Raw genomic sequence first — 16,903 nt, forward strand, 5'->3', positions numbered from 1 at the left:
GGGCTGTAGATGCGTCCACCGATCAGAAGCGTCGTCACGGTAGGAGAACGTACTCGGCGGCGGCGCAGTCGCCGCTATTCGGGCTTGGGCGGGAGCACCGGATAGACCTCGACGACCTCGCCGTCGATGTAGTCCCGGCGCGCACCGACGAAGCTGACGTGGCGGGACAACCCGCGTGCCGCCAGGCCCGCGGCCACCGGGCGCATCACCGACCGGGTCGGCGGGGCCAGCATCAGCAAACCCGCCGCCGTCGTCACCAACCCGGGGATGAAGACCAGCACCGTGCCGAGTGCCACCAGCGCACTGTCGGTGACCTGCGCGCGCGGATCGGTCATGCCGCGTTGCAGGTGGGCCAGTTGACGGCGGGCCTGGGACCCGGCCAGGACCAGGCCCAGCACGAACACTCCGGTCAGCAGCAGCACGGTCCAGCCGAAGCCGATGGTCGCGGTCAGCGCCACGATCACCGCCAGTTCGAGGACCACATACAGGAAAAACAGCCGCTTCAGCATGACGGGGAAACGATTCGGCAATCCGATTGGTTCCGACCCGGGTGCCGCACCGTCATGGGGCCGCCTCGACCTCGATCGCCGCGTGCAGGTTGTCGATGCCGCCGCGGATCAGCGAGTGCGGCACAAACCACCAGGCGTGCCACCAGTACCGCTTGACCACGGCGTCGTACACGCGTCGGGTCTCGGACTCCGGGAGCATCCGGGCCACCCCCTCGACGGGTTCGCCCTTGGGCTTGCCCAGCGCGGTGCTGCAGGCGATCGTCACCCGGGGCGTGTTGGTGATGCGTTTGGTCTTCCAGGAGCCCTTGTCGGTGATGATCACCAGCTTGTCGCCCACGGGTACGCCCCACACCGCGGTCGGCTTGGGGCGGCCGTCCCTGGTGAAGGTGGTGAGCAGCAGATACTTCGATCGCGCCACCTCGGCGAACCCGGGCGCGGTCACGCGGCTGCCCGGATTTCGAGCGCGACGTTGTTCTTCATCCCGCCGCGCAGCTTGGAGAAGAAGTTGAACGCCTTGCCCATCAGCCCGTACCGCTCCCCAATCGCTCGGTAGGCGTCGGCGGTCCGGTGCTCGTTCACGCCGGCCACCGCCTCGACGGCCTCGCCCTTGGGGTTGCCGCGCATATCGCACGGGGCCAGGGTGACCCGCGGCGTGTTGCGGATGCGTTTGACCTTCCAGGACTGCGCCTGGGTGATGACGATCAGCCCGTCGCCGTCGGGGGCCGCCCAGATCGCCGTCGGCTTGGGTCGGCCGTCCTTGGTGAACGTGGTCAACAGCAGGTATTCGGATCCGGCGATATCGGCAAAGGTCTGGGCCATGGGTCCAACCTAATCGCACGGCGCCCGCTACCCCTCCAGATCGCCCTCGGATTCCAGCAGCACCTGCCGCAGGCTGTCGAGGGTCTGCTGCTCGGGCTGCTCCCACATCCCGCGCTCCACGGCCTCGAGCAGGCGCTCGGCCATGCCGTGCAGCGCCCACGGATTGGATTCGGTCATGAACTTGCGGTTCGCCGGATCCAGGACGTAGCTCTCGGTGAGCTGCTCGTACATCCAGTCCGCCATCACGTGTGCGGTCGCGTCGTAGCCGAACAGGTAGTCCACGGTGGCCGCCATCTCGAACGCGCCCTTGTAGCCGTGCCGGCGCATCGCGTCCATCCAGCGCGGATTCACCACCCGGGCCCGGAACACCCGGGTGGTCTCCTCGCTCAACGTCCGGGTGCGCACCGCATCCGGGCGGGTGTTGTCGCCGATGTAGGCGGCCGGGTCCTTGCCGGTCAGCGCCCGCACGGTGGCGATCATGCCGCCGTGGTACTGGAAATAGTCGTCGGAGTCGGCGATGTCATGTTCGCGGGTGTCGGTGTTCTTGGCCGCCACCGCGATTCGCTTGTAGGCGCGGGTCATGTCGTCGGCGGCCGGGGCGCCGTCGAGGTCGCGGCCGTAGGCGAAACCGCCCCAGGCCGTGTACACCTGCGCCAGGTCCTGGTCGTCGCGCCAGTTGCGGCTGTCGATGAGTTGCAGCAGACCCGCACCGTAGGTGCCGGGCTTGGACCCGAAGATCCGGGTGGTGGAACGGCGCTGGTCACCGTGTTCGGTCAGATCGGCCTGACTGTGCGCGCGGACGTAGTTGTCCTCGGCCGATTCGTCGAGACCGGCCACCAACTGCACCGCGTCGTCGAGCATCGTGACGACGTGCGGGAAGGCATCCCGGAAGAACCCGGAGATCCGCACCGTGACGTCGATGCGGGGGCGGCCCAGCTCGGCCAGCGAGATGGTCTCGAGGTCGACCACCCGCCGCGACGCGTCATCCCACACCGGCCGCACGCCCAGCAGTGCCAGCACTTCGGCGATGTCGTCGCCGGAGGTGCGCATGGCCGAGGTGCCCCACACCGACAGCCCCACCGATTCGGGCCAGCGGCCGTAGTCCTGGCGGTACCGCTCCAGCAGCGAATCCGCCATGGCCACACCGGTTTCCCAGGCCAGCCGGGACGGCACCGCCTTGGGGTCCACCGAGTAGAAGTTGCGTCCGGTGGGCAGCACGTTGACCAAACCACGCAGCGGCGAGCCCGACGGGCCCGCGGCAATGAACCGGCCCTCCAGGGCGCGCAGCACCTGTTCGATCTCGGCGGCGGTGCCCGCCAGCCGGGGCACCACCTCGGTGGCGGCGAACTTCAGCACCGCGGCCACCTCGGTATTGTCGGTCAGCCCATCCACCACGGCCGCATCCCAGCCGCTGTCCTGCAGGGCCGCCACCAGCGCCCGGGCCTTGCTCTCGGCGTCGTCGACCGAGACCCGGGTGTCGCTGCCGTCCTCGACGAGGCCCAGCGCCTGCCGCAGCCCCGGCACGGACTGCTCGCCGCCGAACAGTTGGCGGGCCCGCAGAATGGCCAGGACCAGGTCGAGTTCCGCTTCGCCGGTGGGCTTTTGGCCGAGAATGTGCAGCCCGTCCCGGATCTGCACGTCCTTGATCTCGCACAGCCACCCGTCGACGTGCAGCAGCATGTCGTCGAACGAGTCCTCGTCGGGCCGGTCCTCCAGCCCCAGATCGTGGTCCATCTTCGCCGCGCGCATCAGCGTCCAGATCTGTTGCCTGATGGCCGGGAGCTTGCCCGGGTCGAGCGCCGAGACGTTGGCGTGCTCGTCGAGCAGCTGCTCCAATCGTGCGATGTCGCCATAGGTTTCGGCGCGGGCCATCGGCGGAATCAGGTGGTCGACCAGCACCGCGTGGGCGCGGCGCTTGGCCTGGGTGCCCTCCCCCGGGTCGTTGACCAAGAACGGGTAGATCAGCGGCAGATCACCCAGGGCCGCGTCGGCCCCGCAGGAGGCCGACATGCCCAACGTCTTGCCCGGCAGCCATTCCAGGTTGCCGTGCTTGCCGATGTGCACCACCGCGTCGGCGCCGAAACCGGTGTCGATCCACCGGTAGGCGGCCAGGTAGTGGTGGCTCGGCGGCAGGTCGGGATCGTGGTAGATGGCCACCGGGTTCTCGCCGAAGCCGCGGGGCGGCTGCACCAGGATCACCACATTGCCGGCCTGCATTGCCGCGATGACGATTTCGCCGTCGGGATCCTGACTGCGGTCGACGAAGACGTCGCCGGGCGGCGGGCCCCAATGCTTCACGACGGCGTCGGTGAAGTCCGTGGGCAAGGTGTCGAACCACTGGCGATACCGACTGGCCGGCAACCGGATCGGGTTGCCCTCCAACTGGCCGGTGGTCAGCCAGTCGGGATCCTGCCCGCCGCGCTCGATCAACGCGTGCACGAGCGCGTCGCCGTCACCGTTGTCGACGCCGGGCACCTCGCCGATCTGGTAGCCCGCCTCGCGCAGCGCGCGCAGCAGTGCGACCGCGCTGGCCGGGGTGTCCAAGCCGACCGCGTTGCCGATCCGCGCGTGCTTGGTGGGATAGGCCGAAAACACCAGCGCCAGCTTCTTTTCGGCGGCCGGGATGTGGCGCAGCCGGGCCTGGCGCACCGCGAGTCCGGCCACCCGCGCGCACCGTTCCGGGTCGGCAACATAGGAAATCAGGCCGTCGTCGTCGATCTCCTTGAACGAGAACGGCACCGTCACGATCCGGCCGTCGAACTCGGGGACGGCCACCTGGGTGGCCACGTCCAGCGGGCTCATGCCGTCGTCGTTGGCCTCCCATTGCGCCCGCGACGAGGTCAGGCACAGACCCTGCAGAATCGTGATGTCCAGGGCGGCAAGGTGTTCGACGTTCCAGCTCTCGTCGTCCCCGCCGGCTGCGGCGGTTGCGGGCCGGGCCCCGCCGGCGGCGAGCACGGTGACCACCATCGAGTCGGCGGCGCGCAACCGTTCCAGCAGTTCGGGCTCGGCGGTGCGCAGCGAGGCGCAGTACAGCGGTAGCGGGCGGGCGCCGGCGTTCTCGAGCGCCGTGCACAGCGCGTCGACGTAGGCGGTGTTGCCGGCCAACTGCTGGGCGCGGTAGTAGAGCACCGCCACGGTCGGGGCGGACTCGTCGACCGCGGCCGCGGTCGCCGCGCGATCCAGTTCTCCCCAGGTCGGCGTCGTGACGGGCGGGTCGAATCCGACGCCGGTCATCAGCACGGTGTCGGACAGGAACGCGTGCAGGCTGGCGATGTTGTCGACGCCACCCTCGGCCAGATACACGTGGGCCTGCACGGCGATGCCGGCCGGCACCGTCGAGTGTCCCATCAGATCGGCGTCGGGGGTCTGCTCGCCGCTGATGGCCACGGTCGGCACGCCGCTGGCCACCACCGCGTTGATCCCGTCCTCCCAGGCGCGGTAGCCGCCCAGGATCCGCACCACCGCGATGTCGACGCCGGCCAGCAACGCGGGCACGTCCTCGACCAGCAACCGGGACGGGTTGGCCCACCGGTAATTCGCGCCGCTGGCGCGCGCGGTGATCAGATCGGTGTCGGAGGTCGAGAGCAGCAGGACGGTCGGCGCGGAAGGGGTGGTCACCCACCATTCGTACCGCACCGCCGGCGGTACGGTGAACACGTGGTCCGGACCCGCAAGGATGACGCCTGTCCCGGCGCGCTGAGCCTGCATGAGGCGGCCGACGGGGCGCTGGCGCGGATCCGGCTGCCCGGCGGGATGCTGACGGCGGCCCAACTGCATACCCTGGCGGTGACCGCCCGCGACCACGGCACCGGAACCCTCGAATTGACGGTTCGGGGCAACATCCAGATCCGGGGCATCACCGGTGTGTCCGGGGCCACCGCGGTCGCCGATGCGGTGGCCGGGGCGGGGCTGCTGCCGTCGGCCAGCCACGAACGGGTGCGCAACATCGTCGCCTCGCCGCTGTCCGGGCGTGTCGGCGGTCGCGGCGGCTGTCGCGGCGGCTGTCGCGGCGACGTCCGCGACCTGGTCACGCAACTCGATGCGGCGCTGCAGGCCGACCCCGACCTGGCCGATCTGCCCGGCCGGTTCTGGTTCGGCCTCGACGACGGCCGCGGCGACATCAGCGCCCTGGCCACCGATCTCGGCCTGCGGCTGACCGACGAGGGCGCCGGGCTGCAGATCGCCGGGCGCGACACCGGGGTGCTGGTCCCGCCCGGGGACGCCGTCGCCGCGCTGCTGGACGCGGCGCGCCGCTTCGTCGCCGTCCGCGGCACCTGCTGGCGGGTCACCGAGTTGGCCGACCCCGCGGCTCTTCTCGACCGGGCCCGGCTCGGGCCCGTGCCCGCCGCGGCGCAGCCGCCGCCGGTCGGCTGGTTCGACCAGGACGACGGGCGGGTGGCCCTCGGTGCCGCCGTCCCGTTGGGCGTGCTGCCGGCCCGCACCGCGGAGTTCCTGGCGGCCATCGACGCGCCGATCGCGATCACCCCGTGGCGGACGGTGCTCGTCTTCGATCTCGACGACGCGGTGGCCGACACCGCGCTGCGGGTGCTGGCCCCGCTGGGGTTGGTCTTCGATGCGCACTCGCCGTGGTTGTCGGTGAGCGCCTGCACCGGCAGCCCGGGCTGCGCGAAGTCGCTCTCGGATGTTCGCGCCGACGCCGCCGCGGCCGTCGAAGCCGGCGAACCCGGGATGGGCCGACGACACTATGTGGGCTGCGACCGGGCCTGCGGCAGCCCCTCGGACGGCCAGGTACTGATCGCGACACCGGAGGGATACCGGACGCGAAACTCCCACCCGTAGGGTGATCGGGTGCTCGACTACATCCGCGACGCCGGCGAGATCTACCGGCAGTCGTTTGCGACGATCCGCGCCGAGGCGGACCTGGCCCGGTTCCCCGACGACGTCTCCCGGGTGGTGGTGCGGCTCATCCACACGTGCGGTCAGGTCGATGTCACCGAGCACGTCGCCTTCACTCCCGACGTCGTGACCCGCGCGCACGCCGCGCTGGCCGCCGGGGCGCCGGTGCTGTGCGACTCGTCGATGGTCGCGGCCGGGATCACCGCGAGCCGACTGCCCGCGGCCAACGAGGTGGTCTCGCTGGTGGCCGATACCCGCGCGCCGGAGCGTGCCGCGGCGACCGGCAACACCCGATCGGCGGCCGGCGTCGAACTGTGGGCCGACCGCCTCGGCGGCGCCGTGGTGGCCATCGGTAACGCGCCGACGGCGCTGTTTCGGCTACTGGAACTCATCGACGAGGGCGCGCCCGTGCCGGCGGCGGTGCTGGGCGGTCCGGTCGGATTCGTCGGCTCGGCGCAGTCCAAGCAGGAACTGATCGAGCGCCCACGCGGCATGGCGTACCTGGTGGTGACCGGCCGTCGTGGCGGCAGCGCGATGGCCGCGGCGGCCGTCAACGCGATCGCGAGTCCGCTCGAATGAAAGGTCCGTCCAAGGTGACAGGAACCCTGTGGGGCGTGGGGCTGGGGCCCGGCGACCCGGAACTGGTGACGGTCAAGGCGGCGCGGGTGATCGGCGCCGCCGACGTGGTGGTGTACCACAGCGCGCGGCACGGTCGCAGCATCGCGCGCGGTATCGCCGAGCCGTATCTGCGGGCCGGGCAACTCGAGGAACACCTGGTGTATCCGGTGACCACCGAGACCACCGCCCACCCCGGCGGCTACGCCGGGGCGATGGAGGACTTCTACCGCGAGGCCGCCGAGCGCATCGCGGTCCACCTGGACGCGGGTCGCGACGTCGCCCTGCTCGCCGAGGGCGATCCGCTGTTCTACAGCAGCTACATGCACATGCACACGCGGTTGACCGAGCGCTTCAACGCCGTGATCGTGCCCGGCGTGACGTCGGTCAGCGCGGCCTCGGCCGCCATCGCCACCCCGCTGGTGCAGGGCGACGAGGTGCTCTCGATCCTGCCCGGCACGCTGCCCACCGCGGAGCTGGCGCGTCGGCTGCGCGACAGCGACGCCGCGGTGATCCTCAAGCTGGGCCGCTCGTATCCCTCGGTGCGCCAAGCGTTGTCGTCGGCCGGGCGCCTCGAGGAGGCGTTCTACGTCGAACGCGCGAGCACCGCCGAGCAACGGGTGCTGCCCGCGGCCGAGGTGGACAGCGACACGGTGCCGTACTTCTCGCTGACCATGCTGCCGGGTGGCCGTCGGCGCGCCGCGACGGCCGGATCCGTCGCCGTCGTCGGGTTGGGGCCCGGCGATCCGGAGTGGTTGACGCCGCAGACCCGCCACGAGTTGGCGGCGGCCACCGATCTGATCGGCTACGGCCCCTATCTGGACCGGGTGCTCACCCGCGACGGGCAGCGGCTGCATCCCAGCGACAACACCGACGAACCCGCCCGGGCCCGCCTGGCCTGCAGCCTGGCCGAACAGGGCCGGACGGTGGCGGTGGTGTCCTCGGGAGATCCCGGCGTTTTCGCGATGGCCACCGCGGTGCTCGAGGAGGCCACCCAGTGGCCCGGCGTGACGGTGCGAGTCATCCCGGCCATGACGGCGGCCCAGGCCGTCGCCAGTCGGGTCGGTGCCCCCCTGGGCCATGACTACGCGGTGATTTCGCTGTCGGACCGGCTCAAGCCGTGGGAGGTGATCGCGCGCCGGGTGACCGCGGCGGCCGAGGCCGACCTGGTGCTGGCCATCTACAACCCGGCGTCCAAGACCCGGACCTGGCAGGTGGCCGCGATGCGCGAACTGCTGCTCGAACACCGCGACCCCGGCACGCCGGTGGTGATCGGCCGCGATGTGTCCGGGCCCCACGAGCAGGTCCGGATCGTGCGGCTGGCCGACCTGGACCCGGCCGAGGTCGACATGCGGTGTCTGCTGATCGTCGGGTCCTCGCAGACCCAGTGGCATGGCGATCGGGTGTTCACCCCGCGCAGCTACCCCGCGGTGAATGCCTAACGGGGCATCCTGCGCCAGATCGACTGCGGCACAAACCGCATCGCAAAGGCGGCGATCCCGACGGCCCGCGGTACCCACACGGCCCGCTTCCCCTTGGCCAGGGCCCGGGCGGTGGCCGCCGCCACCTGCGCCGGGGTGCTCGACAGCGGCGCCGGGTCCATCCCGGCGGTCATCCGGCCGATGACGAAACCGGGCCGCACGATCAGCAGGTGCACCCCGGAGCCGTGCAGCGCATCGGACAGGCCGCCGGCGAACCCGTCGAGACCGGCCTTGGCGGAGCCGTACACGTAGTTGGCCCGCCGCACCCGGGCACCCGCGACCGAGGAGAACACCACGATCTGCCCGGCCCGCGCCGCCCGCATCCGCTGGGCGAGCAGGGTCAGCAGATTGACCTGGGCGACGTAGTCGGTGTGCACGACGGCGACGGCATGCGCGGCGTCGGTTTCGGCGCGGGCCTGCTCACCGAGCACCCCGAACGCCAGCACCGCGGTGTCGATGCGGCCGTGTTCGGCGATCAGCGCGTCGATCAACCCCGCGTGGGTGTCGAGGGCGTCGGCGTCGAAGGCCCGCACGTGGACCGCGGCCGCACCGGCGGCCCGCAACCGCGAGATCTGCTGGTCAAGGCCGCCTTCACCGCGGACCGCCAGCACTATCGTGGCGCCGGGCACCAGCCGAACCGCCAGTTCGGCGCCGATTTCGCTGCGCCCGCCGAAGATCACGACCACCCGCGCCCCCGTGTCGTTCATGGCTGTGATTATGTCCTGCGCTAGGTTGTGCACTGATGGCGCACGCAACTACCCGGCTCACCAACGAGGCTTTGGCGTTCCTCACCGAACGTCACCTCGCCATGCTCACCACCCTGCGGTCGGACGGCTCGCCGCATGTGGTTGCGGTCGGCTTCACCTTCGACCCGAAGACCCACATTGCTCGGGTGATCACCAACGGCGGCTCGCAGAAGGCCGTGAACGCCGATCGCGGCGGCGTGGCCGTGCTGAGCCAGGTCGACGGCGCCCGGTGGCTGTCGCTGGAGGGCGCCGCCGCGGTCAACACCGAACCCGAGGCGATCCGCGACGCCGAATTGCGTTATGCCCAGCGCTACCGCACCCCGCGGGTCAATCCCACCCGGGTGGTCATCGAGGTCAACATCGAACGGGTGCTGGGCTCGTCGCAGCTGCTCGACCGCAGCGCGTAACGTCCACGGCCGGTCAGACCGGCACCACGATCAACTCATGCGGCCGCTGGTTCAGCGATTCGGCGCCGTCGGGCGTGACGATCACGATGTCCTCGATGCGCGCGCCCCACTTGCCCGGAAAGTAGACGCCGGGCTCCACCGAGAACGCCATGCCGGCGCGCAACGGCAGGTCGTTGCCCGCCACGATGTAGGGCTCCTCGTGCACCGAGAGCCCGATGCCGTGGCCGGTGCGGTGCACGAAGTACTCCCCCAGCCCGGCCTCGATCAACACCTCGCGCGCGGCCGCATCGACCTGCTCGGCGCGCACCCCGGGCCGCACCGCCTCGACGGCCGCCCGCTGCGCGCGCTGCAGCACCGAATACTGCTGCGCCACTTCGGCACTGGGTTCGCCCAGGCTGTAGGTGCGGGTGCAGTCCGAGTTGTAGCCGGGCTCATACGGCCCGCCGATGTCGACGACGACGATGTCGCCGGCCCGCAGTTCGCGGTCGGAATGTTCGTGGTGCGGGTCGGCTCCGTGCGGCCCCGACCCGACGATGATGAACGCGGCCTGCGAATGTCCCTCGGCGACAATCGCTTTCTCGATGTCGGCGGCCACCTCGGCTTCGGTGCGGCCGGGGACCAGCAGCTCCGGCACCATAGCGTGCACACGGTCGATCGCCGCCCCCGCCTGGCGCAGCGCATCGATCTCGGCCGGGTCCTTGATCATCCGCAGCGAGCGCAGCACGTCGGTGGCCAGCACCGGCAGGTCGTCGAGGCGCTCGGTCAGCGGCAGCAGGTGCAGTGCGGGCATCGAATCGGTCACCGCGGTCGCCACCGGATCACCGCCGAGGGCTCCGACCACCATGTCGTAGGGGTCCTGACCGTCGACCCAGTCCCGCACCGGCAGCCCGAGTTCGAGCACCGCCGACTGCTTCAGGGAGGCCAGTTCCAGCCGCGGGATCACCAGCGTGGGCTCCCGGTCGACCGGGATCACCAGGGCGGTGAGCCGCTCGAAGGTCTGGGCTCGGGAGCCGACCAGATACCGCAGGTCGTAGCCGGGTGTGATGATCAGGCCGGCCAGGCCGGCCTCGGCGGTGGCGGCGGCCGCGGCCCGCAGGCGGTGCGCGTAGACACTGGTGTCGAACCGGTTGGCAGTCATCCCCCCAGGTTAGTTCGCGCCGCGGGCTTAGGATCGCGGAGTGCAGACCTGGGAGCTGAGCGCTCGTGAACACATCCGCGACACCCTGGCCCGCTACACGTGGTCGGGGGACGCCGGCCGGGTCGCCGGGTTGGCGGACGCCTTCTGTCCCGACGGCGTCCTGGAGATTCGTGGTGAGCCGCCGCTGCACGGCCGGGCCGCGATCATCGAGCGGTTGGGTGCGGTCGCCGAGACCGCGCCGGCGGTCGCGGGCGGGCGGCGCATCGTGCGGCACAACGTGGCCAACATCCGCTTCGACGAGGTGAGTCCGGACCGGGCTCGGGTGTCGTCGTACTTCACGGTGTTCACCGAGATCGGGTTGGACCACTTCGGCCGCTACCGCGACGAGTTGGTGCCCGTGGCGGGCGCCGACGGCACCGACTGGCTGATTCGGCACCGCTTCGTCTCGACCGACTGGAGCGCCCCGAACTCGACGATGGCCGGTTAGGGCAGGATCACCGGGTATGGTTTCCGATTCCACCGGCGGGTTGGTTCTGCTCGACGGTGCCAGCATGTGGTTCCGGTCGTTCTTCGGCGTGCCGTCGTCGATCACCGCGCCGGATGGGCGGCCGGTCAACGCGGTTCGCGGCTTCTTCGACGCCGTCGCCACGGTGATCACCCAGCAGCGACCGTCCCGGCTGGTGGTCTGTCTGGACCTCGATTGGCGGCCGCAGTGGCGGGTGGATCTGGTCCCGTCCTACAAGGCCCATCGGGTCGAGGCCGAGACCCCCGGGCCGGCCCCCGATGTCGAAGAAGTCCCCGATGAGCTCACGCCGCAGGTCGAGATGATCTACGAACTGCTCGACGCCTTCGGTATCGCCACCGGCGGTGCACCCGGGTACGAGGCCGACGACGTGTTGGGCACGCTGGCGGCCCGGGAGCGGCGCGACCCGGTGGTGGTGGTCAGCGGGGACCGGGACCTGCTGCAGGTGGTCACCGACGAACCGGTGCCGGTGCGGGTGTTGTACCTGGGCCGCGGGTTGGCCCGGGCGACGCTATGGGGGCCAACCGAAGTCGCCGAGAAGTACGGACTGCCGGTGGCGCGGGCCGGCGCCGGGTACGCCGAGTTGGCGTTGCTGCGCGGCGACCCGTCCGACGGTTTGCCTGGCGTCGGCGGCATCGGTGAAAAGACCGCGGCGACGTTGCTGAGTCAGCACGGCTCGCTGGCCGCCATCCTCGCCGCGGCCGCGGATCCGAAATCGAAGGTTCCCAAAGGCATCCGGTCGAAGCTGGCGGCCGGCCAGGACTACCTGAAGGTGGCCGAACCGGTGGTGCGGGTGGCCACCGACATCCCGGTGACGCTGTCGACCGGCACCGATGCGCTACCGCTGGCCGCGAAGGACCCCGCCCGGGTCGCCGAGTTGGCGGCGACCTATGGGGTCGGCTCGTCGATCGGTCGGCTGCAGAAGGCCTTGGACAAGCTCTGAGCCGCGCCGGCTACTTCGGCCGACCGACCTCGTAGGTGCCGTCGTCGTCCTGGAACGTCACGGTCACTTGGCGTTTGGTGCCGTCGATGCTGACCTCGCAGGTGAACGTCGAGTTCTTCTGCACCTTCGGGTTCTCCCCGTTGTTGCACTTGACGTCCTTGACGTTCTTGGCGCCGTAGCCGTTGGCCTCGTCGGAGAGGATCTGCTGCACACCCTCCTGCGCCTTGGTCACGTCGAGCTTGGTGGTGACGAAGAATCCGGGCATCCAGAAGCCCAACACCAGGAAGGCGATGACGACGACGGCGCCGAGCGCGGCCAGGATCACCGTCAGCGCGGTCGTGGAACTCTTGGGGCCCTCGCCCGGCCCGGGCGGGTACTGGCCGTACTGGCCCGGCTGACCGTACTGCGGCGGGCCGTACTGCCCGGGCTGGCCGGGCTGGCCGTACTGCGGCGGATACCCCGGGGGCATGGCGCCGGGCTGGCCGTACTGCGGCTGCTGGCCGTATTGGGGCGGTGGCGGATAGGCCGGGGTCGCCCCCGGCTGACCGTATTCGGGCTGACCGTATTGCGGCGGCTGGCCGTACTGCGGCTGGGTGTAGGCCGGCGGCTGCCACTCCGGGTTCTGTGGGGCGGGCTGCTCAGCGGACTCACCAGCGGGTTGGCCCTGACCCTGCCACGGCTGCGTCGGGTCCGGTCCCTGCGGTCCGCTCATCATCTCTCCTCGAAAACTGGGTAACACGTGCGCCGTCATCAACCGTAGCGGTTGCCTCACCCTACCGGTTGCTACCGCACATTCGGCGCTGGTGTAACGGTGTTCAGCCGTAGTCGACCGCGACGACTCCGCGCCGCACGGCGTCGATGGCCCGCTTCGCCGTGGCCCGTAATTCGGGGTGCGGCGCGGCGATGCGAACCTGATCGAGCAGGTCGAGCACCTGTCGGCACCACCGCACGAAGTCACCGGCCGAAAGCGGCGCGGCGGCGCTGCTGTCGGCGGCCACGGTGAGCGCATCGGTCAGGTCGCCCGTGCTGGCCCAGCGGTAGACCGTGGTGACGAAGCCCTCGTCGATGTCGCGCGAAGGCGCGATCCGGTGCCGGTTCTCTTGCTGGCGCAGTTCGCCGGATAGCCGGCGGGTGCCCGCCAGCGCCCGGCGCAGCCCCGCGGTGGGCACGTCCTGCAGCTGCGGGGAGGGGCCGTCCCCGCCGCGCGACTCGTACACCACCGCCGAGACCATCGCCGCCAACTCCGCGTGCGCGAGCTTGTCCCACACCCCGGTGCGTAGACACTCGGCCACCAGCAGATCGGCTTCGCTGTAGATGCGGGCCAACAGCCGGCCGTCCTCGGTGACCTTGGGGGCCTTCGCCTTGGGACCCGTTGCGCCGGTGATGAACCCGCGTTCGGCCAGCAGACCGACGATGCGGTCGAAGGTGCGGGCCAACGAGTTGGTGGCGGCCGCGATCTGCTGGCGCAGTTGAGCATTCTCGCGTTCGATGCGTAGATAGCGTTCGCCGGCCCGGACCCGGGCCTCGCGGTCGGGTTCGTCGTGGACGGGATGGCGGCGCAGTTCGGTGCGCAATGCGATCAGTTCGGGGTCGCTGTCGCCATCGGGACTGGCGGTGTGACCGGCACGCTTGCGCCGTTCCGAAGGCACGTCCAGTCGGGCCGCGGCCGACCGGAGCGCGGACGCGAGGTCGCGGCGCACCCGCGGTTGCCGATGCTCGACGCGCTTGGGCAGCGACATCGTGCCCAGCGGGCCGGCGGCGCCGGGGTAGTCGGCCGACGAGATGCGGCCCGCCCAGCGATGTTCGCTCAGCACCAGCGGGCGCGGATCCTCGTCGTCGCGCGCCGGCTCCAGCACCACCGCAAGCCCGCCGCGGCGACCCGAGGACACGTTGATGATGTCGCCGCGCCGCAGCGCCGCCAACGCCTCGTTGGCGGCCTGGCGTCGGTGGACCCGTGACGAACGCGCCTGTGCGCGTTCGCGTTCGGAGATCTTGGCGCGCAGCCGGACATAGTCGAGCAGTGCCGAGTCGTGGCCGCCGATTTCGGCGGCGATCTCGTCGAGCAGTTGCTCGCCGCGTTCGGCGCCGCGGACCAACCCCACCACGGACCGGTCGGCCTGATACTGCGCGAACGACTGTGCCAGCAGGCTGCGGGCCTGCTCCGGGCCCATCTGCTGCACCAGGTTGATCGTCATGTTGTACGACGGGGCGAACGAACTCTTGAGCGGAAAGGTTCGAGTCGAGGCGAGCCCGGCGACCTCGGCCGGTTCGGCCGAGCTTTCGGTCGGGTTCCAGATCACCACGGCATGGCCTTCGACGTCGATTCCGCGTCGCCCGGCCCGGCCCGTGAGCTGGGTGTACTCCCCCGGGGTCAGCGGTGCGTGTTCCTCGCCGTTGAACTTGACGAGCCGCTCGAGGACCACGGTGCGGGCCGGCATGTTGATGCCCAACGCCAGTGTCTCGGTGGCGAATACGGCCTTGACCAGTCCCGCGGTGAACAGCTCCTCGACGGTGTGGCGGAAGACCGGCAGCATTCCGGCGTGGTGTGCCGCCAGGCCCCGCAGCAGTCCCTCGCGCCATTCGTAGTAGCCTAGGATCGGCAGGTCCACATCGGGCAGGTCGCCGCAGCGGCGGTCGATGATCTCGGCGATGCGGGCGCGCTCGGAATCTCCGGTCAACCGCAACGACGAGCGCAGGCACTGTTTGACCGCGGCGTCGCAGCCGACCCGCGAGAACACGAACGTGATGGCCGGCAACAGTCCTTCGCGGTCCAGAGTCGCGATCACCTCGGGACGAGGCGGCGGGCGGAACAGCCCGGGCCGACCGCGATGCGAATCCCGGCCCTTGCCGCCGCGGGGCCGCCAATCCGAGAGGTGGTCGGCCTCCCGGCGGTGCGCGATGTGGCGCACCAGATCCGGGTCGACGAGCAGCTTCTTGCCGCGCGCGTCGGCGTCGTAGTCGAACAGGTCGAACAGGCGCCTGCCGACCAACATGTGTTGCCACAACGGGACCGGGCGGTGTTCGTCGACGATCACGGTGGTGTCGCCGCGGACGGTCTGGATCCAGCCGCCGAATTCCTCGGCGTTGCTCACGGTGGCGGACAGGCTCACCAGCCTGACCTCCTCGGGCAGGTGCAGGATGACCTCTTCCCACACCGCGCCGCGCATCCGGTCGGCCAGGAAATGCACCTCATCCATCACCACATGGGAAAGGCCCTCCAGCGCAGGCGAACTCGCATACAGCATGTTGCGCAGCACTTCGGTGGTCATCACCACCACCGGGGCGCTCGCGTTGACCGACACGTCACCGGTCAGCAACCCGATCTGCTCCGAACCGTACCGGCGCACCAGGTCGGTGTGCTTTTGATTGCTCAGGGCCTTGATCGGCGTGGTGTAGAAGCACTTTCGGCCGGCCGCCAGCGCCAGGTGTACCGCGAACTCCCCCACCACGGTCTTACCGGCGCCGGTGGGCGCGCACACCAACACCCCGTGGCCGCGCTCGAGGGCCTCGCAGCCCTGCTGTTGAAAGTCGTCCAGGGTGAACGGCATCTGCGCCGCGAAGCGGTCGAGCTCGCTGCGCTCAGGTGATGTCGTCATGCGCGATGCTGTTCGGTGCGCCGACCTGCGACGGGGGGTCGACCGGGGTGGGCGGTTCGATGACCGAGGCCTGCCCATCGGGCAGCTCTTGCTCCCGGGCGCGTTCGCGTTTGGCCTTGCGCCGGTCGTGCACCCGGGCGACCTGGATCGCGAACTCCATCAGCAGGGTCAGCGCCAGGCCCAGCGCCAACATCGAGAACGGATCGTTGCCCGGGGTGGCGAACGCGGCGAAGACGAAGACCGCCAGGATCAGGCCCCGGCGCCAGTCCTTGAGCCGCTGGTAGGGCAGCACGCCCACCACGTTCAGCATGATGAGGATCAGGGGGAACTCGAACCCGACGCCGAAGACCAGCAGCAGGTTGATCAGGAAGCTGAAGTACTGGTCGCCGGAGAGCGCGGTCACCTGGACGTCGCTGCCCACGGTCAACAGGAAGTGCAACGCCTTGGACAGCACCAGATAGGCCAGCAGCGCACCGGCGACGAACAACACCGCCGCGGTCACGACGAAGGTGACCGCGAAGCGCCGTTCCTTGCGGTACAGCCCCGGGGTGATGAACGCCCACAGTTGGTAGAACCACACCGGACAGGCCAGCACCACGCCGGCGGCCAACGCCACCTTGAGGCGCAGCATGAACTGGTCGAACGGGCCCGTCGCCAACAGTCGGCAGCCGCCGTCGGCGCTGATCTCGGCGCGCGCCGATTCCGGCAGCGCACAGTAGGGCCCCCGCAGCCAGTCCCCGAGGCTGTCGAGGCCCAGGATGCCGTAGCTGTACCAGAGGAATCCGACGATCGTGGTGGCCACGATCGCGGCGATCGAGATGAGCAGCCGTGTACGCAGTTCGCGGATGTGGTCGACCAGGGACATGGTCCCGTCGGGGTTGACCTTGCTGCGACGCTGACGGGGGTCGAGCCGCTTGAATACGCCGGGAGTTTTCACGGGCTGGCTTCAGTCGCGCTCCACCGGGCGGTGGAGCGGCCTTCGATGAGTTGACCTGGGCCGGCTGTCAGGCCGGGCGGGCGTCGGTGTGATTGGGCTCTGGGTTGGCCACGGGGTCGGCGACGCGCTCGGATTGCACCTGCGTCGGCGACGGCTCCTGCTTATCGGTCTGCAGTTCCTTGACCTCGGCTTTGAAGATGCGCATCGACTTGCCGAGCGAACGCGCGGCGTCCGGCAACCGCTTGGCCCCGAAGAGCAAAACGATCACCACAATGAGAATTGCCCAGTGCCACGGACTAAGAGCACCCACTTTGGTTACCTCCAGACGT

Annotated in this window: 16 protein-coding genes; 6 read left to right on the top strand and 10 right to left on the bottom strand. The window is 70.3% G+C overall.

From position 1 onward, the window contains the following. Positions 1-74 precede the first annotated feature (74 nt). From RCP80_RS12835 to cobN, 4 genes are read right to left on the bottom strand one after another with little or no spacing between them, the layout of a single operon-like run. On the bottom strand, positions 75-509 hold the full coding sequence (locus tag RCP80_RS12835; protein ID WP_308478023.1) for an FxsA family protein: 435 nt from the start codon (positions 507-509) through the stop codon (positions 75-77). 52 nt (positions 510-561) lie between these two features. Continuing rightward, positions 562-951, bottom strand: coding sequence for a PPOX class F420-dependent oxidoreductase (locus RCP80_RS12840; RefSeq protein WP_308478024.1), 390 nt, complete (start codon positions 949-951; stop codon positions 562-564). Next, positions 948-1,328, bottom strand: coding sequence for a PPOX class F420-dependent oxidoreductase (locus RCP80_RS12845; RefSeq protein ID WP_308478025.1), 381 nt, complete (start codon positions 1,326-1,328; stop codon positions 948-950). The genes RCP80_RS12840 and RCP80_RS12845 overlap by 4 nt, the downstream gene beginning before the upstream one ends. A 27-nt stretch (positions 1,329-1,355) precedes the next feature. Next, positions 1,356-4,949, bottom strand: a complete 3,594-nt coding sequence (cobN, locus tag RCP80_RS12850; protein WP_308478026.1) for a cobaltochelatase subunit CobN — start codon at positions 4,947-4,949, stop codon at positions 1,356-1,358. Positions 4,950-4,988: 39 nt separating this feature from the next. Here cobN and cobG point away from each other — a divergent pair, with 39 nt between their 5' ends. The 3 genes from cobG to RCP80_RS12865 are packed head-to-tail and all read left to right on the top strand — an operon-like array spanning position 4,989 to position 8,245. Further along, entirely contained in the window at positions 4,989-6,131 is a 1,143-nt protein-coding gene (gene cobG / locus RCP80_RS12855; protein ID WP_308478027.1) for a precorrin-3B synthase, read from the top strand. Between the two features lie 9 nt (positions 6,132-6,140). Continuing rightward, on the top strand, positions 6,141-6,767 hold the full coding sequence (locus tag RCP80_RS12860; RefSeq protein ID WP_308478028.1) for a precorrin-8X methylmutase: 627 nt from the start codon (positions 6,141-6,143) through the stop codon (positions 6,765-6,767). Continuing rightward, entirely contained in the window at positions 6,764-8,245 is a 1,482-nt protein-coding gene (locus RCP80_RS12865) for a precorrin-2 C(20)-methyltransferase (RefSeq protein WP_308478029.1), read from the top strand. The genes RCP80_RS12860 and RCP80_RS12865 overlap by 4 nt, the downstream gene beginning before the upstream one ends. Here RCP80_RS12865 and RCP80_RS12870 read toward each other — a convergent pair. After that, the gene (locus RCP80_RS12870) at positions 8,242-8,991 is read right to left on the bottom strand and encodes a decaprenylphospho-beta-D-erythro-pentofuranosid-2-ulose 2-reductase (RefSeq protein WP_308478030.1); all 750 of its coding nucleotides are present in this window, start codon (positions 8,989-8,991) and stop codon (positions 8,242-8,244) included. The two genes, RCP80_RS12865 and RCP80_RS12870, sit on opposite strands and share 4 nt — an antisense overlap. Before the next feature lie 35 nt (positions 8,992-9,026). On the opposite strand from RCP80_RS12870, the gene RCP80_RS12875 reads away from it, so the two are divergent. After that, entirely contained in the window at positions 9,027-9,437 is a 411-nt protein-coding gene (locus tag RCP80_RS12875; RefSeq protein ID WP_308478031.1) for a F420-dependent biliverdin reductase, read from the top strand. 13 nt (positions 9,438-9,450) lie between these two features. Here the strand turns inward: RCP80_RS12875 and RCP80_RS12880 are convergent, their stop codons facing one another. After that, on the bottom strand, positions 9,451-10,575 hold the full coding sequence (locus tag RCP80_RS12880; protein WP_308478032.1) for a M24 family metallopeptidase: 1,125 nt from the start codon (positions 10,573-10,575) through the stop codon (positions 9,451-9,453). A 40-nt stretch (positions 10,576-10,615) separates the two neighbouring features. Here RCP80_RS12880 and RCP80_RS12885 point away from each other — a divergent pair, with 40 nt between their 5' ends. After that, a complete protein-coding gene (locus RCP80_RS12885) occupies positions 10,616-11,062 on the top strand; it encodes a nuclear transport factor 2 family protein (protein WP_308478033.1) in 447 nt (148 codons plus the stop codon). A 16-nt stretch (positions 11,063-11,078) separates the two neighbouring features. Next, entirely contained in the window at positions 11,079-12,041 is a 963-nt protein-coding gene (locus tag RCP80_RS12890) for a 5'-3' exonuclease (RefSeq protein ID WP_308478034.1), read from the top strand. A 10-nt stretch (positions 12,042-12,051) separates the two neighbouring features. Here RCP80_RS12890 and RCP80_RS12895 read toward each other — a convergent pair whose 3' ends face one another. From RCP80_RS12895 to tatA, 4 genes are all read right to left on the bottom strand, one after another. After that, positions 12,052-12,753, bottom strand: coding sequence for a DUF4333 domain-containing protein (locus RCP80_RS12895; RefSeq protein ID WP_308478035.1), 702 nt, complete (start codon positions 12,751-12,753; stop codon positions 12,052-12,054). A 103-nt stretch (positions 12,754-12,856) separates the two neighbouring features. Next, positions 12,857-15,637: a DEAD/DEAH box helicase gene (locus RCP80_RS12900; protein WP_308478036.1), complete on the bottom strand. Its 2,781-nt coding sequence runs from the start codon at positions 15,635-15,637 to the stop codon at positions 12,857-12,859. Then, positions 15,621-16,574 (bottom strand): twin-arginine translocase subunit TatC, encoded by a 954-nt coding sequence (gene tatC / locus RCP80_RS12905; RefSeq protein ID WP_308478037.1) that lies wholly within the window; start codon positions 16,572-16,574, stop codon positions 15,621-15,623. Before tatC ends, RCP80_RS12900 begins: the two co-directional genes overlap by 17 nt. A 67-nt stretch (positions 16,575-16,641) precedes the next feature. Beyond that, entirely contained in the window at positions 16,642-16,884 is a 243-nt protein-coding gene (gene tatA / locus RCP80_RS12910; protein WP_308478038.1) for a Sec-independent protein translocase subunit TatA, read from the bottom strand. Positions 16,885-16,903 lie beyond the last annotated feature (19 nt).

This window comes from Mycolicibacterium sp. MU0053 (assembly GCF_963378095.1).
In the GTDB taxonomy this organism is placed as follows: domain Bacteria; phylum Actinomycetota; class Actinomycetes; order Mycobacteriales; family Mycobacteriaceae; genus Mycobacterium; species Mycobacterium burgundiense.